Genomic DNA, 25894 nt, shown 5'->3' with positions numbered 1-25894 from the left:
GACGAGTCAGTCGCGCGGGCGGCGCCGGAACGTCAGGTGCATCACACCGTCCGGCGCCGCCTCGCTGGTGGCTTCGTAATCCCGCTCCCACCCGCGCAGGTCGTCCCAGAGCCGGATGCCGTCACCCAGGATGACGGGGGAGATGCCCACGTGCAGGTCGTCGACGAGTCCTTCGCGCAGGAACTCCCGCGCGGTGCTCGCGCCCCCGCCGATTCGCACGTCCGCGCCGCCCGCCGCGTCGATCGCCCGTGCGAGAACCGCAGCGGCGGGTCCCTGCACGAAATGGAAGACGGTGCCGTTGGCCATCTCGATCGTCGGGCGCTCACGGTGCGTGAGAACGAAGACGGGCACCTCGAAGGGAGGCTCGTCCTCCCACCATCCGCGCCACTGGGGGTCGTCGCCGTGCAGATGCAGCCCGAACATCCCGGCTCCCATGATCTCGGCTCCGACGCCCTCGAAGTATCGGGCGGCATACGCGTCGTCGACACCTGTCGTTCCCGATCCACTCTCGTCGTGGAGCACGCGGCGTCGGAAGGTCCGGGTCGCGACGTAGGCCGCGGTGAGGCGCCCCCAGTCGTCTCCGAACGGGTTCTCCGGCGTCTGGTCGGTCGTGGTGGCGAAGCCGTCCAGCGAGATGTTGAGGTCGAGGCGCACGCGGGTCACACTCGAGGATCCGACCGAACGGGGCGGGTGTCAATATCCCGCGCAGTGAGGTGCTCGCGGGTGGCGGGTGGGCGCGCGCTTGCCGGTCGCGCGGATGCACGGCACGATGATTCCGGCGACGCGCGTGCGCCGGAGGGGGTTCGGCATGGTGCGTCGGGTGCGCGGAGGGGTCCGCCGTGCCCTCCGAGCGTGGGCGGATGCGGTCACCGGAGGCGCCTTCCTGACGCGGTGGAGCGCTCTCCTGTCCTTTGTCGTCGCCAGCACGGTCAGCGTTCCGACCGTGGCCGACGCGACGTTGGAGGGCTACGCCGCGGCGGTGCTCGTCGGCGCCCTCGGCTGGCTGGTGCTTGCGATCATCGTGTTGCCCGCGGCAGCCGCAGAGCGGCGAATCCGGGGGCCGAGGGCTCGCGCGATCGTCGTCGTCGGCGCGCTCGTCATCGCCGCCCTCGTGCGCGCGCCCGTCAACAACGCCGTGAGCCTGCTGCTGTGGCACACGTCGACGGCGGGCGCATGGGGCCCGCGAACCCTGACCAACCTCGTCACGACTCTCGTGGTCTTCGGCGTCGTCGGCGTCGCGACCGACCAATTCGCGCGACGCCGTCTCGTCGCCCAGCGGCTGGCCGACGCGCTGCAGCTCATGCGGGAGCGACTGGACGCCACGCAGGAACGCGTGACGCGGACGCGGCAGCTCCTGGAGAAGGCGGTGGCTCAGTTGCGTTCCGGCCGAGACGCGATGCTGGCAGGACGCGTCGACTTCGACACCGTGCGAGCCTACGCCGCGCAGGTGCGGGAGCAGAGTCACCGTTTCGCTGAACTCGTCGAGAACGACGCTCACCCCGCCGTTGCGCCCACCGCGACCGGGCACACCGGCACGACGGGTCGCCTGCCGCTGGTTCTGATCCCCACGCCCTGGCTCGCCGTCGCGGTCGTCTACAACCTGGCCTCGTTGCCGTTCGCGCTCACCGCGGGGGCGCCCGCCCTCGTCGGGCTGGGCTACCTCGGCGTCTTCCTCGCCGACATCGCGGCGGGGGCCGCGACGCGTGCACGTCGCCTGCGCGGTGCGACGCCCGGCTCTGTGCGACCGACCGCATTCGTCGTGATCTGGTTGCTGGCCGGAATCGTTGTCGCGCTCCTGACGTACGCGCTCCTGCCGGGTCTGAACATGCTCAGTGTGGTGGGCGTGATCGCGATTCCCGCAGCCGCGGTGGCCTTGTCGTTGTGCGTCGACGCGATGCGCCGGGTACGCCAGGCCGAGCATCGCTCCGCCCGCGTGCTGGCCCGTGTGGCGCAGCGGGTCGTGGCGATGCGGGAGCAAGCGAGCGAGCAGTCGGCACGCGCGGCGAGTCTGCTTCACGGTCGTGTGCAGGGCAGGTGCGTGATCCTCGCCGCGCAGGCCGACGATGAGCCCCCGACGGTCGAAGACCTGGCCGTGTTCCGCGCGCAGACCGAGGACGCCTTCGCGGCCATCCTCGATCCTGACCCGAGTCCGGACGGCGCCCCTCAGTCAGGCTTCGCCGGATCCGTCGAGAGCCTTCTGTCCGCCTGGAGCGGCGTCGTCACGACGACGCTCGACGTCGACGCGGATGCAGCCGTCGCCCTGCACGATCCCGCGACGGCGGAGCGTGCGGTCGAAGCAGTCAACGAGGCGCTCGTCAACGCGGTGAAGCACTCGACGGCACGGGTCGCCGCCGTCGCGATCGCCGTCATGCCGGACGGCCGCGTGCGCGTTCGCGTCTCCTCGCGGGGAGCTCTCGCTGCAGCCGATGAGCGCCAGGCAGGACTGGGTGCAAGGGCCACAGGGTTCGCCATCAGCCAGCAGGGCGACGAAGTCGTGCTGGACTCGGTACTGCCGACCGCGCGCTGAAAGCGGCTGAGGCCTCCGGGACTCATCGCCGAAGGCGGCTGGCTGCATCCGGACGCCTTGGGCCGATTCATCACGAATGGTCAGCGCGCACATCTGCGTCCCCGGACTAGCGTCAGTTCATCAGACGACTGTCTGGTGAAGAAGCTCATCCTGGTGCCACCGAAGCGAAAGGTCGTCATGCTCTCTTCGTCCTCCCACGCAGCCCTCGCCGTCGCGCTGCTCACCGCGGCTCTGGGCGCGGCGAACCCCGCGCACCTGTCGCGCTCGGATCACCCCGCCCCGATCGAGGTGTCTGTGCCGACGCCCTTCGCCCCGCAGGTCGCTCGCGACGCGCAGGAGCTCCGCGACTTCTGGACCCCCGAGCGGATGAGGGAGGCCGTCGCCCGCAGCGGTGAGGGGGATCCGGAACCTATCGGGACGACCAGTGACGCTTCGGTGCCGTCTGCGAACGCGACGGCCCTGTCGGTCGCTCGGCAGGAACCCGCGGTCTCGCACATCGGCCGGGTCTTCTACACGCTCAACGGCAACGGCTACGCGTGCAGCGCGAATGTGGTGGAGTCGTCGAACCGGTCGACGGTGGCCACCGCCGCGCACTGCATGACCGCAGACGGCAACTTCTCCCGGGACGCGGTCTTCGTGCCAGGCTACGAGGACGGTGATGCGCCGTACGGCGAGTGGCCGGTCGTGGGCGGTGAGATCGCGGGCGGGTACACGCAGGACAACACCGACCTGGCGGACGACACCGGGTTTCTCGTGGTCGCCCACGACGACGACGGTGCCGACATCCAGAGTGTCGTCGGTGCCTCTCCCGTGGCCTTCAACCAGTCGCTCGTGCAGGAGGGCAGCGTCTTCGGATACCCGGCCGAGGGTCGCTTCGACGGTCAATCGCTGCAGGAATGCAGCGGCGTCTTCCAGGAGTACGGCCCCCAGCAGATCGATCTGCCGTGCGATATGAACGGCGGCGTCTCGGGCGGTCCGATATTCGCGGGAGACAGCTCCGACGGAACGCAGTACGCGAACGAGGATGCGCGGTACTACGACTCCTCGCACGTGCTCGGGCCTATCTGGCAGGACAACGAGGAGGCCGCCTACGCCGCAGCCGCACAGGCGTCGTCATGACCCGTGCCGAGCGAGCACCCGATTGCCGAGCGAGCATGCAATCGCGTGCTCACTCGGCAATCGGGTGCTCACTCGACGTTGATCAGCAGGCGGGCGCCACCGCTGTCACGCGGAGACCGGCGCCTTCCAGCCGAGGGCGGGAGCGACGTACTTGGCGAACGACTCGACGACGCGCAGGTTGAACTCGACGCCCAGCTGACTGGGGATGGTGAGCATCAGCGTGTCGGCGGACTGGATGGCCGCATCCTGGAGCAGCTGCTCGACGAGCACATCGGGTTCCGCCGCGTACGTCTTGCCGAAGGTCGAGCGCATGCCGTCGATGATGCCGATCTGATCGCCGCCCTGCGAACCGCCGAAGTACATGGCGTCCTCAGCCGTCGTGATCGGGAAGATGCTGCGGCTGACCGAGACGCGGGGCGTCCCCGCGTGCCCTGCCTCGCGCCAGGCGGCGCGGAACGCATCGATCTGCTGGGCCTGCAGGAGATCGAAGGGCCTCCCGTCGGCCTCGGTGAGCAGCGTCGACGACATGAGGTTCACGCCGACGCGTCCCGCCCACTCGGCGGTGTCACGGTTACCGGCACCCCACCACACCCGGGAGCGGAGCCCGGGCGACTGCGGCTCGATGGCCTGCATGCCGGTCCCGCCGCCGAAAGGGCTGTTCGGGTCGCGCTCGGCGAGCGGCTCGCCGTCGATCGCGCGCAGGAACAGCTCGAAGTGGCCACGTGCGATGTCGGCGCCTCGCGGGTCTTCGGAGCCCGTGTAACCGAAGGTCTCGTAGCCGCGCACCACGGACTCGGGTGACCCGCGGCTGACGCCCAGGGCCAGTCGGCCGTCGCTGATCAGATCGACCGCCGCCGCCTCCTCGGCCAAGTAGAGGGGGTTCTCATAGCGCATGTCGATGACGCCGGTGCCCATCTCGATGCGGGAGGTACGCGCGGCGATCGCGGCGAGCAGAGGCATGGGTGATGCCTGCTGTCGCGCGAAGTGGTGGACCCGGAAGTAGACGCCGTCGACGCCGAGCTCGTCCATTCCCACAGCGAGGTCGATCGCCTGGAGCATCGAGTCGCGCGCCGTGAGGATGCGGCCGCCGCCGAGAGGGCCGTAGTGCCCGAAGGACAGTGTTCCGAAACGTTCCATGACCGGTGCAACGATACGGAGCAAGAAAGCATTCCGATGAATCGATCTTTGCTCTTCGCGTCGGCCCTTGCCCTGCGGGGCCGTGCGTAGCATGGCAGCACATCGACGACCGGGAGGTGTCATGGTTCGCGTCCGCATCCTGGGGGTGGCGCTGGATCCTGCGCAGGAGCACGTGATCCTGCTGAAGCCGGTGGCGCGTCCATGGGACAGGATCCTCCCGGTCTGGATCGGCGCCCAGGAGGCGACCGCGATCCTCGTGGCCGTGCAGGGCGCCGCATCACCGCGCCCGCTGGCACATGAGTTGATGCTCTCCATCGTCGAGGAGTTGTCCGCGCGCGTCGAGCGGGTCGAGGTGACGCGTATCGATGAGGGCACGTTCTATGCCGCGGTCACACTCGACACCCCGCTCGGCGTTCGCGTCGTGGACGCGCGCCCGTCGGACGCCATCGCGTTGGCCTCTCGCGCCGACGCTCCGATCTACGTCGCCGATGAGGTCCTCGCGGTGGCGGGGATACCCGACACCGTTTCGGAGGCGCCGGAAGAGGGGGCGGCGCAGGACGAGGAATCGCGCATCGCCGAGTTCCGCAGCTTCCTCGACGACGTCGAGCCGGAGGATTTCGAGCGCTGAGCGCGGTGGCTACGCTGGCGCCATGACAACCCTTGTGCTCACCGTCGTCGGCGTCGACCGCGCGGGCATCGTGTCGGGCGTCGCCGAAGTGATCAGCGCGCACGGCGGCAACTGGGAGAACAGCGAGCTCGCGGAACTGGCAGGCACGTTCGCCGGCGTCATCCAGGTCGAGGTCGCTGCGTCCCGTGTCGACGAGCTGCGGGAGGCGCTGGGCCAACTGGAGGGACTGGCGAGCATCGTGGTCGTCACTCCGGGACGGCTCGCGACACCGCGGAGCGAGCTCGCGGTCCGCGTGATGGGCAACGACCGGGTCGGGATCGTCCGTGAGATCACGAGCGCGCTGGGCGCGCGTGGCGTCACTGTCGTGCGGATGACGACGCAGACGCAGGATGCGGCGATGTCGGGCGGTCGCCTGTTCCATGCAGAGATCGTGGCCGCAGTGCCGCTTCAGACTCCCGTCGAGGAGATCGTCACGGCGCTCGAGTCGATCGCGGGGGACATCCAGGTGGAGGCATCGGTCATCCGAACCGGATGACCGCCGATCAGTCGTCTTGGTCTCTCGCGGAAGACTCGTCGGGAGCGAGTACGCCCGCTGCCGGTGCGGTGACGGCGCTACCGCCGCCGTTGCTCGACGTCGGCTGCTCGGGCGTTTCGGCGGGGGGAGCAGGGGTGGGCGGTGTCGTCGGAGTGGGCGACGGAGTGGGCTCGTCCGTGGGCGACGGGGTGGGGTCGGGGCTCGGCCCGGGGCTGGCCGATGGCTCCGGCGCCGGAGCCGGAGCCGGAGCAGGAACGGGCTGCGGGACCCGTTCGATGGCCGGCGGGAGCTCCCGCCCGCTGCGGAATGACGGAGGCGCGGGCTGGTCACGCGCCGGGGGCTGCTCGACCGGTGTGGGCTCTGTGCCGATTGCGGCTTCCAGCGACGCGGGAGCGCTCAACGCGATCGGGGGCAGCGTGCGATGTGCGCCGGCGGAACGAGACGAGGTCTCGGCGTCGACGGTGGTGAGAGCGAACGCGCTCAGACAGGAGAGCACGAGCGCACCTGCCGACGCGACCATCGCGGTCACGAGCGGTCGGGGCGCGGGCATAGGAGACTTCCTTCGGTATGTCTACCGGCGTTCGGGTCCTCCCATCATTCTCCCGACCGTCCGCGACGTCAACGCGGACGGGCCGCGCGCTCGGCCCGGCGGTGAAGGGATGACCCGATCACCCTCTGAAAAGACGGCCGTGGTATATCTCTCGGATCGCCTGACCGCGCAAGCCCCGGCCCTCGTTCATCGTCGGCTTCGTACGCTGGATGCATGGCAGAACATCACGCAGATCATCGCGCCGACGCGAAGCGGGAGAACGCGGGGCGCATTCCGTCGGTCTCCCTCAACTCCGGTTACGACATCCCGCAGCTCGGCTACGGGGTCTTCAAGGTCGACCCCGCCCAGACGGAGCGGTTCGTCTCCGACGCTCTCGAGCTCGGCTACCGCCACATCGACACCGCAGCGATCTACGGCAACGAGGAGGGCGTGGGGCGGGCCATCGCGGCCAGCGGCATTCCGCGTGACGAACTGTTCGTCACGACGAAGCTCTGGAACGACCGACAGGCCGGCTCGCAGCCGAAGCAGGCCCTCGAAGAGAGCCTGACCAAGCTGGGTCTCGATCACGTCGATCTCTACCTCGTGCACTGGCCCGCGCCCGCGAACGACAACTACGTGCATGCGTGGGAGCAGCTGGTCTCGTTCAACGAATCCGGGCTCGCCCGGTCTATCGGCGTCTCGAATCACCTCGTCGAGCACCTCGAGCGCCTCGTGGCGGCCACCGGCAAGCTTCCCGCCGTCAATCAGATCGAGCTGCATCCCGCTTACCAGCAACGTGAGGTCGTCGCGTGGGCGAAGCAGCACGGCGTGCACGTCGAGGCATGGGGACCGCTGGGGCAGGGCAAGTACGACTTGTTCGGCACGCCGGCGATCCACGAAGCTGCGGTCGCTCACGACAAGACGCCCGCTCAGGTCGTGCTGCGCTGGCACCTGCAGGTGGGCAACATCGTCTTCCCGAAGACGGTCAATCGAGAGCGGATGGCGGAGAACCTCAATCTCTTCGACTTCGAGCTCTCCGACGACGAGGTCTCGGCCATCACGGCGCTCGATCCTGGTGACGGGTCGGGCCGTGTCGGGACGCACCCGAACGACCTGAACTGACAGGCGCCACGTTCTACCCGGAAAGGATGCGGCGGGCTCGTGCTCGCCGCATCCTTTCGTGTCAGGACTGCGCGGTGGCGTTCTCGCGGCGGGGGAGCACCCATCCCTGGCGCGGGAAGTGGCAGGTGTAGCCGTTCGGGATGCGCTGGAGGTAATCCTGGTGCTCGGGCTCCGCCTCCCAGAACGCACCCGCCGGCTCGATCGTGGTGACGGCCTTGCCCGGCCAGAGACCCGATGCGTCCACATCCGCGATGGTGTCGCGGGCCACCTGCTCCTGCTGCTCAGTGAGCGGGAAGATGGCTGAGCGATAGCTCGTACCGATGTCGTTGCCCTGTCGGTTCAGGGTCGACGGGTCATGGATCTGGAAGAAGAACGCCAGGATGTCGCGATAGGTCGTCTTCCTGGGGTCGAAGACGACCTCGACCGCCTCCGCGTGACCGGGGTGGTTGCGGTAGGTGGCGTGATCGTTCTGCCCTCCGGTGTAGCCCACGCGCGTGTCGAGAACGCCGGGCTGGCGACGGATGAGGTCTTCCATGCCCCAGAAGCACCCGCCCGCGAGCACGGCGGTCTCGGTGCCGGGGATCTGCGTGATGGTTCCGTTGTCGGTGGTCATGCTGGCTGCTCCTTGTCGGACGGATCGTCGCCGCGTGATGGCTTTCACGAGTGTAGATCCGCCGGTCATCGATGCCACCGGTCGGCGGCATCGACGGATACAACAACGTACGTCGCGGTTTTGGTCCCGCACCGCCGATCCGCGTCAGCGGCGGCGTGAGCGCAGCAGTCGCCCGCGCGAGCGGGTCGGGACGATGGGGATGGGGCGCGTGACGATCGCGTCGACGACCATGGATCCGCTCGTCGGGCCGACGACCGGGATCGGCGTCGTCTCGGGAGAGACGTGGTCCACCCGGGAGATGGGGTCGTGGGCGAGGCGGCGGTGCGCGCGCACATACGCCGGGATCAGCACGATGATCGCTCCGAGCCACGCGAGCGGATTGCTGAAAGCGACCCCGGCGAACCCGAAGGCGGCGCCGAGCGCGATCGCGGCGCCCACCCGCATCCCGAGCTCGATCACTCCTGTGACCGTGGGGATGACGGTGTGGCTCAGACCCTGGAGCGCACCGCGCAGGACGAAGAGGATTCCGAGGAACGTGTAACTGGCGCCGTTGATGACCAGGTTGAGCGCAGCGAGATCGACGACCTCGGGCGCGGTGTCTCCGACGAACAGGCGGACGATGGGCGCGCCGAAGGCGATGAGCAGCCCACCGAGCGCGACGGCTCCGGCGATGGCGAGCCAGGAAGCCTGACGCACGCCGGCGCGGATGCGGTCGGGGCGGCCGCCTCCGAAATTCTGCGCGACGAACATCGACACCGCCAGTCCCAGGGACTGCAGCAGCGCGACGGCGAGTCCGTCGACGCGCGCCGCGGCGGTGTACGCGGCGACCGCATCAGCGCCGAGCTCGTTCAGACGCACCTGCACCGCCAGGGTGCCGATGGCGATGATGGAGGCCTGGAATCCCATCGGCAGCCCGAGTCGCAGGTGGAGGGCGACGTCGGCACGGGTGATCCGCCAGTCCGCGCGGGTCAGGTGCAGGATCGGCACGCGTCGGCGCACGTACGCGAGACACAGCAGGACCGACACGGCCTGCGAGACGACCGTGGCGATGGCCGCGCCCGCGACGCCCCACCCGAGCGGGCCCACCGTGAGCACGACGAGCCCCGCGTTCAGGATGCACGCCACCGTCAGGAAGACGAGCGGGGTGCGTGCGTCGCCGATGGCGCGGATCGTGGCCGCGAGATAGTTGAAGAACATCGTCGCCGCGGCTCCCAGAAAGCTGACCTGGGCGAAGACCGTCGCGTTGTCGAGCAGCTCGGGGGGAGTCTGCAGGATCTGGAGCAGCGGGCGCGACACGAGCGGCGCGCCGACCGTGAGGATGGCGCTGGTCGCTGCCGTCAGCACCGTGCCGGTGGCGACAGATCGCCGGACGGCGGCTCGATCGCCTGCGCCGAACGCCTGCGCCGTGGGAATGGCGAAGCCGGAGGTCAGACCCCACGCGAACCCGATGAGCAGGAAGAGCAGGCTGCCCGTCGCGCCCACGGCAGCGAGCGCGTCCACGCCCAACTCCCCTCCCACCACGATCGCGTCGACCACCTGATACAGCTGTTGCACGACGTTGCCGACGAGCAGGGGAACGGAGAAGAGGAGGATGACTCGCCAGGGGCTGCCGGTGGTGAGTGAGGTGGACATGCGAAAGCTCTCGAGATCGTGCGGGGAGGATGGCGGTCCGACAGGCCGCATCCATCAGCGTATCGAATCGATTCGAGAACACGCCAGTATTTCGCTCGGACGGATTCGGCACGAGAGGGGCTCCGTCCCGTCGTCACACACGTGCTCTAGCGTGAGGGCATGACCTCCGATGCATCGTCCTTGACCATCGCCGAGCGCGCGGCGCGGCTGCGCGAACTGCACGCCGCTTCCGAGATCCTGCGCGTGGTCAACGTGTGGGACGTCGTCTCGGCGCGAGCCGTCCTGGCCTTGCCCGAGACCCGTGCGCTCGCCACGGCGGGTCATTCCCTCGCCGCGAGCTTCGGCTACGAAGACGGCACGATCCCACTGGAGACGACGCTCGACATGGTCTCGCGCATCGTTCGCGTCGCGGGTGATGTGCCCGTCAGCGCCGACCTCGATGACGGCTACGAGCATCCGGGAGACACCGTCCGTCGCGCGATCGGGGTGGGAGTGGTCGGGGCGAATGTCGAAGACCGGTTGCGGCCGATCGACGAAGCAATCGCACGGGTGGCCGCGATCACCGCAGCGGCGGATGCGGAGGGGGTGCCGTTCGCTCTCAACGCCCGCACCGATGCCTTCGTGCGGGCGGGCGGGCGCCCGGTCGAGGAGTCCATCGCGGACGCGATCGAGCGGGGACGCGCGTACCTCGACGTCGGCGCCGACGTCGTCTTCGTCCCCGGCATCCTGGATGCCGACGTCACGCGCCGCCTCGTCGAAGGGATCGGAGAACGCAGAGTGAGCGTCATCGGGCTTCCCGGCGCCCTGACGGCGGCGGAGTACGAGGCGCTCGGCGTGGCACGCATCTCGTACGGACCCACCACTCAACGCGTCGCGCTCACCGCTTTCCAGGATGTCGCCAAGGACCTCTACGCCGACGGCTCCATCCCCGCCTCGACTCGTGCGCTGAACTGAACGGCTCGCCGATCAGCGACGTGAGCGGGGCAGGAGGGGCGCGCGCCGAGCTGGCAGAGCTGGCGCGCAACGCGGAGGACTTCCGGTTGGTGGAGCTTCCGGCGCCTGCGCCGACCGATCGCGCAGCGGCGGTGCTCATGCTGTTCGGCGTGCTCGACGCGCTCCCCGCAACGCGCGGAGCGGCGGATGTGGTCTCCGCCGACCTCGACGTGCTGCTGCTCTCGCGCGCGGCGACCCTGCGTGCGCATCCCGGTCAGGTCGCCTTCCCCGGCGGTCGCCTCGAAGCGGGTGACGACGGTCCGGTGGCGGCGGCCCTGCGCGAGGCGCGGGAGGAGACCGGCCTGGACCCGGCCGGCGTCGAGGTTCTGGGAGTACTGCCCGCCGTTCCGCTCGCGTTCTCGCAACACGTCGTCACTCCCGTCCTGGCCTGGTGGCAGAGGCCTTCGGCAGTGGGCGTGGTGGATGTCGCGGAGTCGGCGGCGGTGTTCCGTGCCCCGGTCGCGGATCTGCTCGACCCGTCTCGCCGCGGCGTCACCGTCGTCCGGCGCGATGGACGCGAATGGCGCGGACCGGCCTTTCTCGTGGACGATGTCTCGGGGGAGTTCCTGGTCTGGGGCTTCACCGCGCTGCTTCTGGACGCCGTCTTCGACCGTCTCGGCTGGACGGAGCCGTGGGATCGGACGCGGGAGTTCGCCCTGCCGGTGTGATGCGCCAGACTCGTCGCATGCCTCTGCCTCTGGACCTGCCCGGCGGCGCGCAGTTGCGCGCCGCGCGCCCGGGTGACGAATCCGCGATCCTCGCCCGCATCCACGATCTCGCGCGGTACGAGAACGAACCGGATGCGGTCGTGAACACCGAGGACGCGCTCACAGAAGCGCTCTTCGGAGCCGAGCCACGGGTGTACGCGCATGTCGTGGAACGTGCCGGCGACATCGTGGGAATCGCGATCTGGTTCCTCACCTACTCCACCTGGACGGGGCGGCACGGCATCTGGCTGGAAGACCTCTTCGTGGCCGATTCGGAGCGCGGGGCCGGACTCGGCCGCGCGTTGATCCGTTCGCTGGCATCGCTGTGCGTCGATCGTGGGTACACGCGTCTGGAATGGACGGTGTTGGACTGGAACGAGTCGGCGATCGCGTTCTACCGCTCTCTGGGCGCTGCGCCGATGGACGAGTGGACGACGCAGCGCCTCGCAGGCCAGGCGCTGCGTCGTCTCGGCGAGGGCTGATCCGCCTCAGCCGGTGCCCCGCACGTCGCGCAGGAACGCGGTGACATTGTCGCGGAGAGCGTCGATGCGCCTGTCGCGTGCCGCTTCGCGGTCGAAGCCGAGGTACGCGGAGGGCGGCAGGCGGCGTACATTGCGCGAACACTCGAAGCCTGCGCACAGGAGGGTGCCCACCGTGTTACCGCGTCGGCCGGCATCGCCGGCGCGACGTGCGACGAACAGCACGACGTCGTTCGGCAGCTCGACGTCGTTGCACCAGGCGCATTGCGCGCGCGAGCGCGGACGGGTATCGGCTTCTCGTAGGATCACCCCGACGGGCGTGCCATCCACCTCGGCCACCACGTAGCCGAGCTTGGGCTGCTTGGGATCGCGCCAGCCCAGGTAGTCGAGGCCGTCCCGCGACAGCGACTCGGGAGCAGGCGGAAGCGGAACGGCCCTGCGTTCACGCAGGGATGCATTGACGAAACTGGCCCGGATGCGGGCATCGTCCAACGGAATCATGAAAGTGCTTTCGTGTGCGTGCCGCCGAAGCGGCGGGGAACGTCGACGGTCGTCGACGGATGCGAGGAGTCCGCCAAGGGGACTCGACCCTCATCTGTCGCCGGCGCGATGCGCGCCGGAGACCCCCTGACGCCCCGTGGGCTGCATGTCACGAATCACGCCGACCACTGTACGCCGTCGCGCGGCAGCGGGCGCCGTACTCTGGAGAGGTGCTCAGTCGTGCCCGTCGACGCATCCTGTTCGCCGTCCTTGCAGACCTTCTGCTGGTCGTCGTCTTCTGCGCGATCGGTCGCGCGAGTCACGACGAGTCGCCGCTCGGAGGCCTTCTGGCCACGGCATGGCCGTTCGTCGTCGCACTCGCCGTCGGCTGGGGTGTCTCGCTCGGTTGGCGACGACCTTTCGCGGTGGTGCGCACAGGGGTGCCTGTGTGGGCCGTGACCGTCGCCGGGGGCATGTTGTTGCGGATGCTGGTCGGTCAGGGCGCAGCCCCCGCGTTCATCGTGGTGGCGGCGGTCACCCTTGCAGTACTTCTGGTCGGTTGGCGCGCGCTGTGGGTGGGGCTCACGCGCCGGCGTGCGGCGTCGGCCATCGACGGATGAGAACATGAAGGCATGACCGAGAACATCGCGCGATACGTCGACCACACGCTGCTCAAGCCCGAAGCCACGACGGCGGATGTCGCGGCGACGATCGCGGAGGCCGCGGCGCTGGGCGCCTACAGCGTGTGCCTGTCTCCCTCGGTCCTGCCCGTGGATCTCCCGGACGGCCTGAAGCTCGCCGTGGTCGTGGGCTTCCCCAGCGGCAAGCACCACTCGCAGATCAAGGCGGCCGAGGCGGCGTTGGCCGCATCCGAAGGAGCCGACGAGATCGACATGGTGATCGATGTGGGCGCGGCGATCGAAGGTCGCTATGACGCGGTCGAGTCCGACATCCGCGCGGTGCGCGAGGCAGCGCCGTCGCCCGTGGTGCTCAAGGTCATCATCGAGTCGGCAGCGCTGAGCGATGAGGCCATCGTGGCGGTCTCGCAGGCGGCAGAGCGGGCGGGGGCGGACTTCGTCAAGACGTCCACGGGATTCCATCCCTCGGGCGGCGCGAGCGTGCACGCGGTGGAGCTCATGAAGCAGACGGTCGGCGACCGCCTCGAGGTGAAGGCATCGGGTGGCATCCGCACCCGGGAGGACGCCGAGGCGATGATCGCCGCCGGCGCCACGCGCCTCGGTCTCTCGAGCACGCGTGCCGTGGTCGAAGGCAGCCCGGCATCGGGCACGTACTGAGTCGCGCGGCAGGCGCCGCGGATCGATGACGCTGCGTGACGGCGCTGCTCGCAGCGCTGGATCGTGGTGCCCGGCTCTGATAGCCTTGATCGTCACTCGTGTGGCGCGCCTGTCGGTGCGCACAGAGTGACAAGACACCAGACAATCCGCTTCGTTCGCCGCGTACGCGCGCGCTCGGAGCCTGAGACCCCAATCCAACAAGGACTACCCACTACATGACTACCGCAACGACCGCCCCGACCACCAAGCAGGTCGCGATCAACGACATCGGATCTGCCGAGGACTTCCTGGCCGCGGTCGAGAAGACCCTGAAGTTCTTCAACGACGGCGACCTCATCGAGGGCACCGTCGTGAAGATCGACCGCGACGAGGTCCTCCTCGACGTCGGGTACAAGACCGAGGGCGTCATCCCCTCGCGCGAGCTCTCCATCAAGCACGACGTGGACCCCAACGAGGTCGTCAACGTCGGCGACCACGTCGAGGCTCTTGTTCTCCAGAAGGAGGACAAGGAAGGTCGCCTCATCCTGTCCAAGAAGCGCGCGCAGTACGAGCGCGCGTGGGGCGACGTGGAGAAGATCAAGGAGAACGACGGCGTCGTCACCGGCCAGGTGATCGAGGTCGTCAAGGGTGGCCTCATCGTCGACATCGGCCTGCGTGGCTTCCTGCCCGCATCGCTCATCGAGCTGCGCCGCGTCCGCGACCTCACCCCGTACCTCGGCCAGGAGCTCGAGGCGAAGATCCTCGAACTCGACAAGAACCGCAACAACGTGGTTCTGTCGCGCCGCGCGCTGCTCGAGCAGACGCAGTCGGAGTCGCGCTCCAACTTCCTCAACAACCTGCACAAGGGTCAGGTCCGCAAGGGCACGGTCTCGTCGATCGTCAACTTCGGTGCCTTCGTCGACCTGGGCGGCGTGGACGGCCTCGTGCACGTCTCCGAGCTGTCCTGGAAGCACATCGAGCACGCCTCCGAGGTCGTCGAGGTGGGCCAGGAGGTCACGGTCGAGATCCTCGAGGTCGACCTCGACCGCGAGCGTGTCTCGCTGTCGCTGAAGGCGACCCAGGAGGACCCGTGGCAGGTCTTCGCGCGTACCCACGCCATCGGCCAGGTCACGCCCGGTAAGGTCACCAAGCTCGTCCCGTTCGGTGCGTTCGTGCGCGTCGCGGACGGCATCGAGGGCCTCGTGCACATCTCCGAGCTGTCGGGTAAGCACGTCGAGCTGGCCGAGCAGGTCGTCTCGGTGGGCGAAGAGGTCTTCGTCAAGGTCATCGACATCGACCTCGAGCGTCGTCGCATCTCGCTCTCGCTCAAGCAGGCGAACGAGTCGGTCGACCCCTACGGCACCGAGTTCGACCCGGCCCTCTACGGCATGGTGACGGAGTACGACGAGAACGGCGAGTACAAGTACCCCGAGGGCTTCGATCCCGAGACCAACGCCTGGAAGGAAGGCTTCGACGCACAGCGCGAGGCCTGGGAGCAGGAGTACGCCGCTGCTCAGGGCCGCTGGGAAGCTCACAAGGCTGCCGTCATCAAGGCCCAGGAGGCGGAGGCCAACAACGTCGGCACCGTCGAGGCCAGCGGCTCGTCCTCCTACTCGAGCGAGTCGGGCCCCGCGGGCACCCTCGCCGACGACGAGGCTCTCGCGGCTCTGCGCGAGAAGCTGTCGGGTCGTTGATCGACTGACATCCTCATGAGAGAGGGCCGGGATCTTCGGATCCCGGCCCTCTTCTCGTTCCGTCGACGCCGCTAGTGTGGGCGCATGACGGCGGAGCGCCGCGAGGGCGTCCATGACGCGAGCGTGGTGCCGTCGCGCCCGGGGGTGGTGCTCGCCGCGTTGGTACTCGCGGCGCTGGTGTGCAACCTCAACCTCGCCGCGGCCAACATCGCACTGCCGGAGATCGGCGACGACTTCGCGGCCGGCCAGACCGGCCTGAACCTCGTCGCGCTCGGGTGCCCCCTCGGCCTCGCGATGTCCGTGCTGTACCTCGGTGCACTCGCAGACCGCTACGGGCGTAAGCAGATGCTGCTGCTGGGGCTCGCGCTGACCGTCGTGGCCAGCTTCGCGGCCGCGGCGGCCCCGTCGCTCGAGTGGCTCATCGCCGCCCGCGTCTTCACCGGCGTGGCCGCCGGCATGGCCTACCCGACGACGTTGTCGTTGATCACGGCCCTGTGGTCGAGTGGCCCCGCGCGGACGGGCGCGATCGCGCTGTGGTCCAGCGTCAGCGCGATGTCGGGCGTGCTCGGTGCGGTGGCGGCCGGGCTGGTGCTGGAGGTGTTCCATTGGCAGGCGGCGTTCTTGCTGGCCGCTCCCATCGCCGCGGTCGGCTTCGTCCTGGTCCTCGCGGTGGTGCCCGCCCACATCCGGGAGTCCACAGAACCCGTCGATCACATCGGGGGCCTCCTGTCGGTGCTCGGGGTGGCCGCACTCGTGGTCGGCGTCGGGATCATCGCCGCACCCGGGCAGCGCACGGCGGGCGGCGTCAGTCTGATTCTCGCCGTGGCGGTGCTCGGCTGCTTCGTGTGGCGCCAGCGGACCATCGCATCGCCCGTGTACGACCTCGCGATCGCCCGACGGCGGATGTTCTGGGTGCCCGCGGTCGCAGGCATGGTGGTCTTCGGATCATTGATGGGCGCGATGTTCGTCGGCCAGCAGTTCTTGCAGAACATCCTCGGCTACGACACGCTCGAGGCGGGCCTGGCGGTCGTGCCGGCCGCGGCAGGACTCCTCATCGCGGCGCCGGTGTCGGCGCGGATGGTCACGACGCGCGGCTCCCGGACCACCATGCTGATCGGCTACGCCTTCGTGTTCGCAGGCTTCCTGACCACGCTGTTGTGGCGCGAGCACACGCCCTACTGGCTCATCGGGGTGGGCTTCTTCACGATCGGGGTCGGTGCCGGGTTCGCGATGACGCCGGCGTCGCGGGCACTCACCGACGCGACGCCGGTGCGACGCGTGGGCATGGCATCCGCGACCTCCGATCTCCAGCGCGATCTCGGCGGATCGATCATGCAGGCGCTGCTGGGCGCCATTCTGGCGAGCGGTTTCGCGGACGCGTTCGGCAGGGCCATCGCCGCCTCGCCCTCGGCGTCGCAGGTGTCCACGGAGGTTCAGACCGCTCTGCAGGCGTCCTTCGGCTCCGCCCTGCACGTCGCGCAGCAGTACCCGCAGTACCGCGCCGATATCGTGGCCGCCGCGACGCAGAGCCTCGTCGACGGCGCCCTGTGGTCCTATGCGGTCGGCGCGGTCGCCATCGTCTCCGGCGCCGTCGTCGTGCGTGTGCTCCTGCCCTCGCGCACCGGAGAGCATGCGCTGATCGCTGAGTACGCCGCAGCGGACGCGCTCGATCGCCCATCCTCGTAGCACCCGACGGGACGGCGACGCTCTGCCTCGAGAGCGGTCGATGGCCCGCGCACCCGGGTGGATGCGTCGGCGTGTGGCGTCGGGGCGCGATAACGTCGGACTCATGAGCACCAACGACATCGGCGACACGTACCCCGTCGCCGAGCATGTCGTCGACTCCCGGCGCATCCTGCGCCGCATCCGCGCGTTCGGTCGTCATTTCGCGTTGCCGCCCTTCCTGGACACCGGTCGGGCGCGGACGACCGCGACTCTGCAGCTGAGTCTCGCCGCGGTCGTGCTCGTCTACGTCGTCATCGCCGTGCCGTGGGGCTACGCCGGCGATCTCGGCCTGTTCTGGTTGGGGGCGATCGTCGTGCTCGGGGCCGGCGGCGTCGCGCTGCTGGTGCCGTGGGCGAGGGTGTCCGCGTGGTGGATCATCGCCGTCCCGATCATCGACCTGCTGGGCATCGCTCTGCTGCGCCAGTCGCTGCCCACCGGCGGGTTCGGTGTCCTGTTCTTCATCCCCGCTATCTGGCTCGCGATCTACTTCGGCATCGGCGGCTACCTGGTCGGGATCATCGTCGCTCCCACCATCCTGGTGACGACCGCGATCGTCGATCCGCGCCAGGACATCGGATACGTGACCTTCAGCCTTCCGCTGATGATCGTCGTCGTCGCCACCATCAGCCTGGCCCTCGGGCGTCAGATGACGGCGCAGCGGCTGCTCTTCACCCGTCAGACCCGCACGATGGCTCGCACGCTGCGTCGCGCGCAGAAGCAGGAGGAGCTGTTGGCCGAGGTCTTGGACACCATCGACTTCGGCGTCATCCGTCTCGCCGCCGACGGCTCCACGACGCTGTCGAACGAGGCGCACGCCCGGCTGCAGCGCGCCGCACGTTCGGCCGAGGCCGGCTCGGCCGGCGGGCACGCGGCCTTCGCGGCCGACGGGGTCACGCCCGTGGAACGGAGCGACACGCCCTTCGCGCGGGCGGCGCGCGGAGAGGTGTTCGACAATCAGATCGTGTGGTTCGGGGGAGACGGACCGCGCCGGCGTGCCCTCAGCGTGACGGCGCGGCGCACAAGGGCCGTGGACGGTTCCGACAACGGCGCGGTGATCGTCTCGCGGGACGTGACAGCAGAGCTCACTGCGTTGCGCGCGAGGGACTCGCTGGTCTCGTCGGTCTCGCATGAGCTGCGCACGCCGCTCACCTCGATCATCGGCTATCTCGAGCTCGCGGTCGACGACCCGGAGGTACCCGAACGCGCGCGCGGCTACCTCGATGTCGCCGAGCGGAATGTCTCGCGTCTGCTGGAGATCGTCTCCGACATCCTGACGGCGTCGAGCACGTCGGAGATGTCGGCTGACCTGACCATCTCGCAACAGGATGTGGACATCGCAGACGTGGTGCGCGCGAGCGGCGAGTCCTGGGCCCCCGCAGCGGCGGAGCGGGCGATCGCGATCGACATGGCGGGCGTGCGCGCGGCGCCGGCGTACGCCGATCCGCTCCGGATGCGGCAGGTGATCGACAACCTCGTCAGCAACGCGGTGAAGTACAACCGCGACGGCGGGCGTGTCACGCTCAGCACGAGCTCGGACGGCATCACGACCCTCATCACGGTGACCGACACCGGCGTTGGCGTCTCGGAGGGCGACGTCGGCAGGCTCTTCGAACGCTTCTTCCGGGTCGCCGACACGTCGACGGGGACCGGTCTGGGGCTTTCGATCAGCCGGGAGCTCGTGCGCGCACACGGCGGCGACATCGTCGTCACCAGTACGGCCGGCGTCGGATCGACCTTCAGCGTGCAGCTCCCGGCGAGCGCGGAGGCACTGGACGATCCGGATGCCATCGTCACGATCACCGGAACGGGCGCCTCGCGCCGTGAAGGGGACCAGGCCACATGACGCTCGATCCCCTCACCGCGGGCATCCTCACAGCGATCGCGGTCGTCACCATCGCGGTGACCTATATCGCCACCACGCTCTCTCGACGCTACGGCGGCGGCGCGCAGCTGTGGGGCATCGGTTTCCTGCTGCAGATCATCGCCGTCGTGTGCACGGTGGTGATCGGCCTGTTCGACGCGTCGGAGTGGACCAGCGTGTGGGCTCTCGCCCTCGGCAACGCCGCGGCAGTCGGCGCCGCCGGTTGCGTGCTGATGGGCTTTCGCGCCTACAACGGTGAGGAGGTCGCCGGCCCCGCGCTCATGGTCGTCTCCCTCGCCTTCCTCGTCGCGGCCGTCACGGTCGTCGAGAAGCCGGCGGCGGGCGGACAGACGGGTGTGCTCTGGTACAGCCTGGTCATCGCCGGTCTCTGCGTGGGAGCGATCATCCATGCCGTCGGTCCGCGGACGCGACCTCACGTCGGCACCTGGGTCTTCGTCGGCTCGACCACCCTGTTCGGCGCCTACCACGTCATGCGCGCCGTCGTCACGGTGACGGCGGGGGAGGACAGCGCCGTCTTCGCGGCTTGGTTCGGCCCCGTCTCCCTCGCCCTGGTCGTGCTGGTGCTGGGCACCGTGTCCTCGCTGACCCTGTTCATGCTTCGCGCCGTGCTGGTCACCGAGCAGCAGGCGACGGGTGCGGCAGCGGAGGACGAAGTGCTCGCGGCGTCCGCGTTCCTCGCCATGTTGCGGCGGATCCTCCGGCGTGCCGCGCATCGCACGGAGCTCGTCGTGGTCATCGCCGTGATCGTGGAGGACGTCGGCGCGATCACGGCCTCCTTCGGACAGGAAGTGGCCGAAGCCACCACCCGCGTGCTGCGCTCGGCGGTACGGGAGTTCGCGTCGCCCGTGGCCGCGGTGGGGGCGACGGACGACCGGACGATCATCCTGGTCGCCACGACCGCGTCCAGCCCGTCGGATGCGCGCCGCCAGGCGGGGCTGATCTACCGCGGGGTGATCGAGCGCTTCGTGGATGCACGGGGGATCGTGGTGCCCGGAGTCGGTGTCGGCGTCGCCCTCAGCCAGACGCTCGGCTACGGGCCGGAGGTGCTCGTGGAGGCAGCCACGATCGCCGCGGTCGAGGCGTCCGAGAGCGACGAGACGTCCGTGGTGTTCGCGCAGCCGCGCGGGCTGGCGACGCCCGCGTTCCCGGGGGAGCCGACGGAGCGATAGTGTCCACGATATGCACAGCGATGCTGCTCCCGTTCGGGGGAGAGGCGTACGCGGATTCCTGCACGCGAGCGTCGCCGGATCACGCGCTTCCCGTGCGTTCGCGGCGCGGGGGCGCACCGCTGTCCTGAACCAGCTCATCCTCTGCGCGCTGGTTCTGGTGGTGGCCACCGTGGGGATCTTCTCCCACAGCCTGCGCAACGAGAGCCTGTTCCTCGTCGGGGTCGTGCTCGTCTTCGCCGTGGGAGCGGCGACGCTCGCGGTTCCCTGGACCCGCTTTCCTCGCTGGCTGGTCTACGTGCTGCCCCTGGCCGATATCGCGGCCATCGCCGTCATGCGTGTCGCCGAGCCCATGAGCGGGCTCGGCCTGGTCTGGGTGTTCCCGGCGATGTGGCTGGCGACCCTGGGCGCGATCGGGTACGTCGTGCAGTTCGTCGTCATCACGGCCACCTACGCGGTGATCGTCGTGACAGCCGGAACGACCGTGTGGGGATACACCACGTTCCTGCTGCCCGTCGCCGTCCTCGCGGTCGCGACGACCACGTTCATCTCGTCTCGTCGCCAGCGCGCGCAGGCGCACCTGCTGGACAAGCAGGCGGCGTTGCTCAGCGGTGCGCTGCAGCGCGCGCAGCGTCAGGAGGAGCTCGTCATCGACGTGCTCGACGCCGTCGACTTCGGGGTGCTGCGCATCGCACCGGACGGAACGGTGTCGGTGGTCAACGAGGCGCTGGGGCGGTTCCAGAACACGATCCCCGGCTTCGGGGCGCGCAGTCGGGAGATCGAGAACGCGTACCGTGCCGACGGCGTGACGCCGTTGCCCCGCGCGGAACGGCCGTTGTTCCGGGCGCTGGAAGGCGAGGTGTTCGAGAACCAGGTGGTGTGGTTCGGTCATCCCGATGAACGACGCCATGCGATGAGCATCACCGTGCGCCGGATGCACGATGCCGAGGGTGCGGATGCGGGCGCCGTGCTCATCGCACGGGATGTGACCCCGGAGATGACGGCGCTGCGCGCTCGCGACCGCCTCGTCGCGTCCGTCTCGCACGAGCTGCGTACGCCGTTGACCTCGGTACTGGGGTATCTCGACCTCGCGATGGATACGCTCGATGACCCCGAGCAGGCGCGCCGCTCACTGGAGATCGCGGCGCGCAACGGCGAGCGGCTCCTGGAGATCGTCGCCGACATCCTCGCCGCATCCAGCTCATCGCGACTCTCGGTCGATATGACCATCTCGCCCGAGCCCGTCGACGTCGCTGAACTGGTGGCGGCGACCGCGGAAGCCTGGCGTCCTCGGGCGGCCGAGAGGGCACTGACGATCGATACCGCCGGGATCGAGCCCGCCGGTGCATTCGCCGATCCGCTGCGGCTGAGGCAGGTCTTGGACAACCTCGTCAGCAATGCCGTGAAGTACAACCGCGACGGCGGCGCGATCTTCCTGGGCTGCACCACCGACGGGAGTTCGACGTGGATCCTCGTCCGAGACACCGGTACCGGCATCGCCGAGGCCGATCTGGAACGGTTGTTCGAGCGCTACTTCCGCGCTCGGACGGATGTGGAGGGGACGGGACTGGGGCTCTCGATCAGCCGCGACATCATTCGCGCCCACGGGGGAGACATCACGGTACGAACCAGCCGGGGACTGGGGTCGACGTTCATGGTGCAGCTTCCGGTCGACGAACGTTCGGAGGCTTCGGTCGTCGCGCCGGACGGACAGACGAGGAGCTCGCGATGAACGTCGACCTGTTCACAGCGTCGTTGTTCACCGCTCTCGTGGGTAATGTCGCCGGGGCCGTCTTCATCATCGATACGATCCTGCGCCGAGACCACGGTCCCGGCCGCATCTGGTCGATCGCCTTCCTGAGCGGGATGGCGACGACGGTCGCGTACAGCATGTGGGCCGCGGGAATCGGCGAGATGTTGCCGATCGCGGTGGGCAATGCGCTGTTCGTCACGACGACGGCGGTGATGTGGCTGGGCTCTCGCAGCTTCAACCAGCGACGGATCGGCTCGGCGACGGCGGTCACCGTGCTCGGCGCCCTGACGGTGGCCGGGGCCGTCGTCGTGGAGGGACCGGACGGCGGTGACTGGGCCGGATGGCTCACGATGGGAATCGGCCTCGTGGTGTTCTCTACCTTGGCCGCCATCGAGACGCTCCGCGCGCCGATGCGCCGCTTCGGCACCGCCTCGGTCCTCGCCGTGGTCTTCCTCGTGATGGCGGCGTTCTATCTCGCCCGCTGCGTGGTGTTCGTCGTCGCAGGCCCGGGCAGCGCGCTCTTTCTCGACGCGTTCGGCTCGGTCGTTGCCAACTTCTTCACCGTGATCCTGACGGTCGTCGCGGTCGTCGTCATCTCGGTGCTGAGGGCGGCGCAGGTCGAGCTGCGCTCCTTCGCGTGGATGAGCAGCAGGGGCGTCACATCGGACGGCATCCTGCTGGCGGCGACGCTCCGGACGGCGATGGCGGATGTCGTCGAGCGCGCGGGGTGGCGCGGGGAGATGGTCGCGACGGTCGCGGTGCGTATGGCGGATCTCCCCGAGATCCGAACGGCCTTCGGTGCGGACGTCGCCGGCGACGTGCTGCACCACTGGCGTCAGAGCGTGCGTCGATATGCGCCGTCGTTCGCGCTCGTCGGAGAGGACGAAGCGGACACGCTCATCGTCGTGACGCGCGCGGCGACAGCGGCGGAGGCCAGGCGGCAGGCGGCGGTGATCTACCGCGGTGTCCTGGAGTCACTGGGCGCCGTGACGCGCGCGGTCATCCCCTCCGTCGGCGTCGGTGTCGCGCTGACCGAGACCGTCGGCTACCGACCGGATGCGCTGGTGCAGAGCGCTCGCCTGGCAGCGATCGATTCCGCCACGAGCGTCGAGTCGTCCGTGCTGTTCGGCGGCGCATCGGAGGCGGAAGAGAACCCGGCGTGACGCCGTGGCATGCTCGAGTCATGCCTCTCATCGCACTCACCGGCGGCATCGCGTCCGGCAAGTCGACCATCGCGCGCCGTCTCGCCGAGCACGGTGCGGTCATCGTCGACGCCGACGCCATCGTCCGTGAGGTGCAGTCGCCGGGCTCCGCCGTGCTGGAGCGGATCGCTGCCGAGTTCGGAGATGCGGTCATCCGGAGCGACGGATCTCTGGATCGCGCAGCATTGGGCGCGATCGTCTTCTCCGACGATGCCGCGCGCGAACGCCTCAACGCCATCGTGCATCCGGCGGTGCGGACCGCCTCGACCGAGCGTTTCGAGCGCGCTTTCGCCGAAGACCCCGCAGCGGTGGTGGTCTACGACGTGCCGCTGCTCGTGGAAGCACGTGTCGACGACCCGTGGGAGCTGATCGTCGTGGCCCACGCCCCGGCCGCCGAACGCGAGCGTCGGCTCGTCGAGCTGCGTGGCGCCAGCGAGCAGGATGCGCGCGCGCGGATCGCCGCCCAGGTCTCCGACGACGCACGCCTCGCCGTCGCCGACGTGGTGATCGATACGTCGGGTTCCCTCGCTGACACCATCGCCCAGACCGACGAGCTGTGGGAGCGGCTGCGCCGCTGACCGCCCCGATGTCCGTGGTCGCGCCTACCCTGGAATGGTGCAGACCACACGTTCCGTTCGCCCCTTCGAGGTCGTCAGCGAGTACATGCCCTCCGGCGACCAGCCGGCGGCGATCGCCGACCTGGCCGCCCGTATCAACGCCGGCGAGACCGATGTCGTGCTGCTGGGCGCCACCGGCACCGGAAAGTCCGCCACCACCGCCTGGCTGATCGAGCAGGTGCAGCGTCCGACGCTCGTTCTCGCACACAACAAGACCCTCGCCGCGCAGCTCGCCAACGAGTTCCGCGCGCTCATGCCGCACAACGCGGTCGAGTACTTCGTGTCGTACTACGACTACTACCAGCCCGAGGCGTACGTCCCCCAGACCGATACGTTCATCGAGAAGGACTCGTCGATCAACGCCGAGGTGGAGCGCCTGCGCCACTCCACGACGAACTCCCTGCTCAGCCGGCGTGACGTCGTTGTGGTCTCCACGGTCTCCTGCATCTACGGTCTCGGTGCGCCTGAGGAGTATCTGCGCGCCATGGTGGCGCTGCAGGTGGGGGAGCGATACGACCGAGACGCACTCATCCGGCAGTTCATCGCGATGCAGTACAACCGCAACGACGTCGACTTCTCGCGCGGCAACTTCCGCGTCCGTGGCGACACGATCGAGATCATCCCGGTCTACGAGGAGTACGCCATCCGCATCGAGCTCTTCGGCGACGAGATCGAAGCGCTGTACACCCTGCATCCGCTGACCGGAGAGATCGTCGAGCGGATGGACTCGGTGCCGATCTTCCCCGCCTCGCACTACGTTGCGGGAACGGACGTGGTGCAGCGGGCGATCGGCACGATCGAGACCGAGCTGGCCGAGCGGCTGAAAGAGTTCGAGGCGCAGGGCAAGCTGCTGGAGGCCCAGCGGCTGCGCATGCGCACGACCTTCGACCTCGAGATGCTGCAGCAGCTCGGATTCTGCTCCGGCATCGAGAACTACTCCCGGCACATGGACGGGCGCGCGCCGGGGGAGCCCCCGCACACCCTGCTCGACTTCTTCCCGGACGACTTCCTCCTCGTGATCGACGAGTCGCACGTGACGGTTCCGCAGATCGGGGCGATGTACGAGGGCGATGCGTCGCGTAAGCGCACGCTCGTCGAGCACGGGTTCCGGCTGCCCTCGGCCATGGACAACCGGCCGCTGAGGTGGGACGAGTTCAAGAACCGGATCGGCCAGACGGTCTACCTCTCGGCTACCCCCGGTAGGTACGAGATGGGCATCGCCGACGGCGTGGTGGAGCAGATCATCCGTCCCACCGGCCTCGTCGATCCCGAGATCGTGGTCAAGCCCTCGAAGGGGCAGATCGACGATCTTCTCGAAGAGATCCGACTCCGGGTGGAGCGCGATGAGCGTGTCCTGGTGACGACTCTCACCAAGAAGATGGCGGAAGAGCTCACCGACTTCCTCGGTGAGCACGGCGTGCGCGTCAGGTACCTGCACTCCGACGTCGACACGCTGCGACGCGTGGAGCTGCTCAGCGAGTTGCGCGCGGGCGTCTACGACGTGCTGGTGGGCATCAACCTGCTGCGCGAGGGCCTCGACCTGCCGGAGGTCTCTCTGGTGTCGATCCTCGACGCCGACAAAGAAGGTTTCCTGCGCAGTGGAACATCGCTGATCCAGACCATCGGGCGCGCGGCGCGCAACGTGTCCGGGCAGGTGCACATGTACGCCGACAAGATCACCGATTCGATGCGCAACGCGATCGATGAGACCGAGCGGCGACGCGAGAAGCAGATCGCGTACAACACGGCGCATGGCATCGATCCGCAGCCCCTGCGAAAGAAGATCGCCGACATCACCGACGCCCTGATCCGTGAGGGCGCCGACACGAAGGCGATGCTCTCTCGCGACCCCAAGGGCAAAGGCAAGTCACCGACGCCCAACCTGCGCCGTGAGGGCATCGCGGCAGAGGGTGCGGCGCAGCTCGAGGCGACGATCTCCGACCTGTCCGATCAAATGCTTGCGGCGGCGTCCGAGCTGAAGTTCGAGCTCGCCGCCCGTCTGCGTGACGAAGTCCAAGACCTGAAGAAGGAGCTTCGCGCGATGGAGCGCGCGGGCCACGCCTGATCGGGGAGCGCCGCG

The 25894-nt window shown here is 69.0% G+C and carries 24 protein-coding genes; 18 read left to right on the top strand and 6 right to left on the bottom strand.

Translation table 11 applies throughout. The features are described from left to right. Window positions 1-6: 6 nt before the first annotated feature. A complete protein-coding gene (locus PQV94_RS08315) occupies window positions 7-663 on the bottom strand; it encodes a dihydrofolate reductase family protein (protein WP_274285413.1) in 657 nt (218 codons plus the stop codon). Window positions 664-808: 145 nt separating this feature from the next. Between PQV94_RS08315 and PQV94_RS08310 the strand changes: the two genes are divergently transcribed. Together PQV94_RS08310 and PQV94_RS08305 are read left to right on the top strand one after the other, a co-directional pair. Further along, complete coding sequence (locus tag PQV94_RS08310) at window positions 809-2527, top strand: hypothetical protein (RefSeq protein WP_274285412.1); 1719 nt, start codon at window positions 809-811, stop codon at window positions 2525-2527. Between the two features lie 177 nt (window positions 2528-2704). Beyond that, window positions 2705-3646, top strand: a complete 942-nt coding sequence (locus tag PQV94_RS08305) for a trypsin-like serine peptidase (RefSeq protein WP_274285411.1) — start codon at window positions 2705-2707, stop codon at window positions 3644-3646. A 105-nt stretch (window positions 3647-3751) separates the two neighbouring features. Here the strand turns inward: PQV94_RS08305 and PQV94_RS08300 are convergent, their stop codons facing one another. After that, complete coding sequence (locus PQV94_RS08300; protein ID WP_274285410.1) at window positions 3752-4783, bottom strand: LLM class flavin-dependent oxidoreductase; 1032 nt, start codon at window positions 4781-4783, stop codon at window positions 3752-3754. Window positions 4784-4904: 121 nt separating this feature from the next. On the opposite strand from PQV94_RS08300, the gene PQV94_RS08295 reads away from it, so the two are divergent. Then, window positions 4905-5411 (top strand): bifunctional nuclease family protein, encoded by a 507-nt coding sequence (locus PQV94_RS08295; RefSeq protein WP_274285409.1) that lies wholly within the window; start codon window positions 4905-4907, stop codon window positions 5409-5411. A 22-nt stretch (window positions 5412-5433) separates the two neighbouring features. Further along, a complete protein-coding gene (locus tag PQV94_RS08290) occupies window positions 5434-5946 on the top strand; it encodes a glycine cleavage system protein R (protein ID WP_274285408.1) in 513 nt (170 codons plus the stop codon). A 7-nt stretch (window positions 5947-5953) separates the two neighbouring features. Here PQV94_RS08290 and PQV94_RS08285 read toward each other — a convergent pair whose 3' ends face one another. Continuing rightward, window positions 5954-6496 carry a hypothetical protein gene (locus PQV94_RS08285; RefSeq protein WP_274285407.1) on the bottom strand — a complete coding sequence of 181 codons (543 nt, stop codon included), beginning with the start codon at window positions 6494-6496 and terminating at the stop codon, window positions 5954-5956. A 213-nt stretch (window positions 6497-6709) separates the two neighbouring features. Between PQV94_RS08285 and PQV94_RS08280 the strand changes: the two genes are divergently transcribed. Then, complete coding sequence (locus PQV94_RS08280) at window positions 6710-7597, top strand: aldo/keto reductase (protein WP_274285406.1); 888 nt, start codon at window positions 6710-6712, stop codon at window positions 7595-7597. 61 nt (window positions 7598-7658) lie between these two features. Here PQV94_RS08280 and msrA read toward each other — a convergent pair whose 3' ends face one another. Further along, window positions 7659-8210 (bottom strand): peptide-methionine (S)-S-oxide reductase MsrA, encoded by a 552-nt coding sequence (gene msrA, locus PQV94_RS08275; RefSeq protein WP_274285405.1) that lies wholly within the window; start codon window positions 8208-8210, stop codon window positions 7659-7661. Window positions 8211-8354: 144 nt separating this feature from the next. Then, window positions 8355-9842, bottom strand: coding sequence for an MATE family efflux transporter (locus PQV94_RS08270; protein ID WP_274285404.1), 1488 nt, complete (start codon window positions 9840-9842; stop codon window positions 8355-8357). Between the two features lie 159 nt (window positions 9843-10001). Between PQV94_RS08270 and PQV94_RS08265 the strand changes: the two genes are divergently transcribed. The 3 genes from PQV94_RS08265 to PQV94_RS08255 are packed head-to-tail and all read left to right on the top strand — an operon-like array spanning window position 10002 to window position 12024. Next, on the top strand, window positions 10002-10796 hold the full coding sequence (locus tag PQV94_RS08265; RefSeq protein ID WP_274285403.1) for an isocitrate lyase/PEP mutase family protein: 795 nt from the start codon (window positions 10002-10004) through the stop codon (window positions 10794-10796). A 20-nt stretch (window positions 10797-10816) separates the two neighbouring features. Continuing rightward, complete coding sequence (locus tag PQV94_RS08260) at window positions 10817-11503, top strand: NUDIX hydrolase (RefSeq protein WP_443192678.1); 687 nt, start codon at window positions 10817-10819, stop codon at window positions 11501-11503. Between the two features lie 17 nt (window positions 11504-11520). After that, complete coding sequence (locus tag PQV94_RS08255) at window positions 11521-12024, top strand: GNAT family N-acetyltransferase (RefSeq protein WP_274285402.1); 504 nt, start codon at window positions 11521-11523, stop codon at window positions 12022-12024. A 6-nt stretch (window positions 12025-12030) separates the two neighbouring features. On the opposite strand, the gene PQV94_RS08250 is transcribed toward PQV94_RS08255, so the two are convergent. Next, window positions 12031-12522: an FBP domain-containing protein gene (locus tag PQV94_RS08250; RefSeq protein WP_274285401.1), complete on the bottom strand. Its 492-nt coding sequence runs from the start codon at window positions 12520-12522 to the stop codon at window positions 12031-12033. 209 nt (window positions 12523-12731) lie between these two features. On the opposite strand from PQV94_RS08250, the gene PQV94_RS08245 reads away from it, so the two are divergent. The 10 genes from PQV94_RS08245 to uvrB all read left to right on the top strand — a co-directional run bounded on the left by PQV94_RS08245 (window position 12732) and on the right by uvrB (window position 25879). Beyond that, complete coding sequence (locus tag PQV94_RS08245; protein ID WP_274285400.1) at window positions 12732-13121, top strand: DUF3054 domain-containing protein; 390 nt, start codon at window positions 12732-12734, stop codon at window positions 13119-13121. A gap of 12 nt (window positions 13122-13133) precedes the next feature. Continuing rightward, complete coding sequence (gene deoC / locus PQV94_RS08240) at window positions 13134-13796, top strand: deoxyribose-phosphate aldolase (RefSeq protein ID WP_274285399.1); 663 nt, start codon at window positions 13134-13136, stop codon at window positions 13794-13796. 215 nt (window positions 13797-14011) lie between these two features. Beyond that, window positions 14012-15469, top strand: a complete 1458-nt coding sequence (gene rpsA, locus PQV94_RS08235) for a 30S ribosomal protein S1 (protein ID WP_274285398.1) — start codon at window positions 14012-14014, stop codon at window positions 15467-15469. 84 nt (window positions 15470-15553) lie between these two features. Further along, a complete protein-coding gene (locus tag PQV94_RS08230; RefSeq protein WP_274285397.1) occupies window positions 15554-17155 on the top strand; it encodes an MFS transporter in 1602 nt (533 codons plus the stop codon). A 103-nt stretch (window positions 17156-17258) separates the two neighbouring features. Next, a complete protein-coding gene (locus tag PQV94_RS08225; protein ID WP_274285396.1) occupies window positions 17259-19037 on the top strand; it encodes a sensor histidine kinase in 1779 nt (592 codons plus the stop codon). Further along, window positions 19034-20245 (top strand): hypothetical protein, encoded by a 1212-nt coding sequence (locus PQV94_RS08220; protein ID WP_274285395.1) that lies wholly within the window; start codon window positions 19034-19036, stop codon window positions 20243-20245. The genes PQV94_RS08225 and PQV94_RS08220 overlap by 4 nt, the downstream gene beginning before the upstream one ends. Before the next feature lie 10 nt (window positions 20246-20255). Continuing rightward, on the top strand, window positions 20256-21974 hold the full coding sequence (locus PQV94_RS08215) for an ATP-binding protein (protein WP_274285394.1): 1719 nt from the start codon (window positions 20256-20258) through the stop codon (window positions 21972-21974). Further along, window positions 21971-23158, top strand: coding sequence for a diguanylate cyclase (locus tag PQV94_RS08210; protein WP_274285393.1), 1188 nt, complete (start codon window positions 21971-21973; stop codon window positions 23156-23158). The genes PQV94_RS08215 and PQV94_RS08210 overlap by 4 nt, the downstream gene beginning before the upstream one ends. A gap of 20 nt (window positions 23159-23178) precedes the next feature. Further along, a complete protein-coding gene (coaE, locus tag PQV94_RS08205) occupies window positions 23179-23775 on the top strand; it encodes a dephospho-CoA kinase (RefSeq protein WP_274285392.1) in 597 nt (198 codons plus the stop codon). A gap of 37 nt (window positions 23776-23812) precedes the next feature. Continuing rightward, window positions 23813-25879 (top strand): excinuclease ABC subunit UvrB, encoded by a 2067-nt coding sequence (gene uvrB, locus PQV94_RS08200; RefSeq protein ID WP_274285391.1) that lies wholly within the window; start codon window positions 23813-23815, stop codon window positions 25877-25879. The last annotated feature ends 15 nt before the right edge of the window (window positions 25880-25894 follow it).

Source organism: Microbacterium sp. Clip185, assembly GCF_028743715.1.
In the GTDB taxonomy this organism is placed as follows: domain Bacteria; phylum Actinomycetota; class Actinomycetes; order Actinomycetales; family Microbacteriaceae; genus Microbacterium.
The sequence above is the reverse complement of the archived record's forward strand: the minus strand, read 5'-3'. Positions and strand labels throughout refer to the sequence as shown.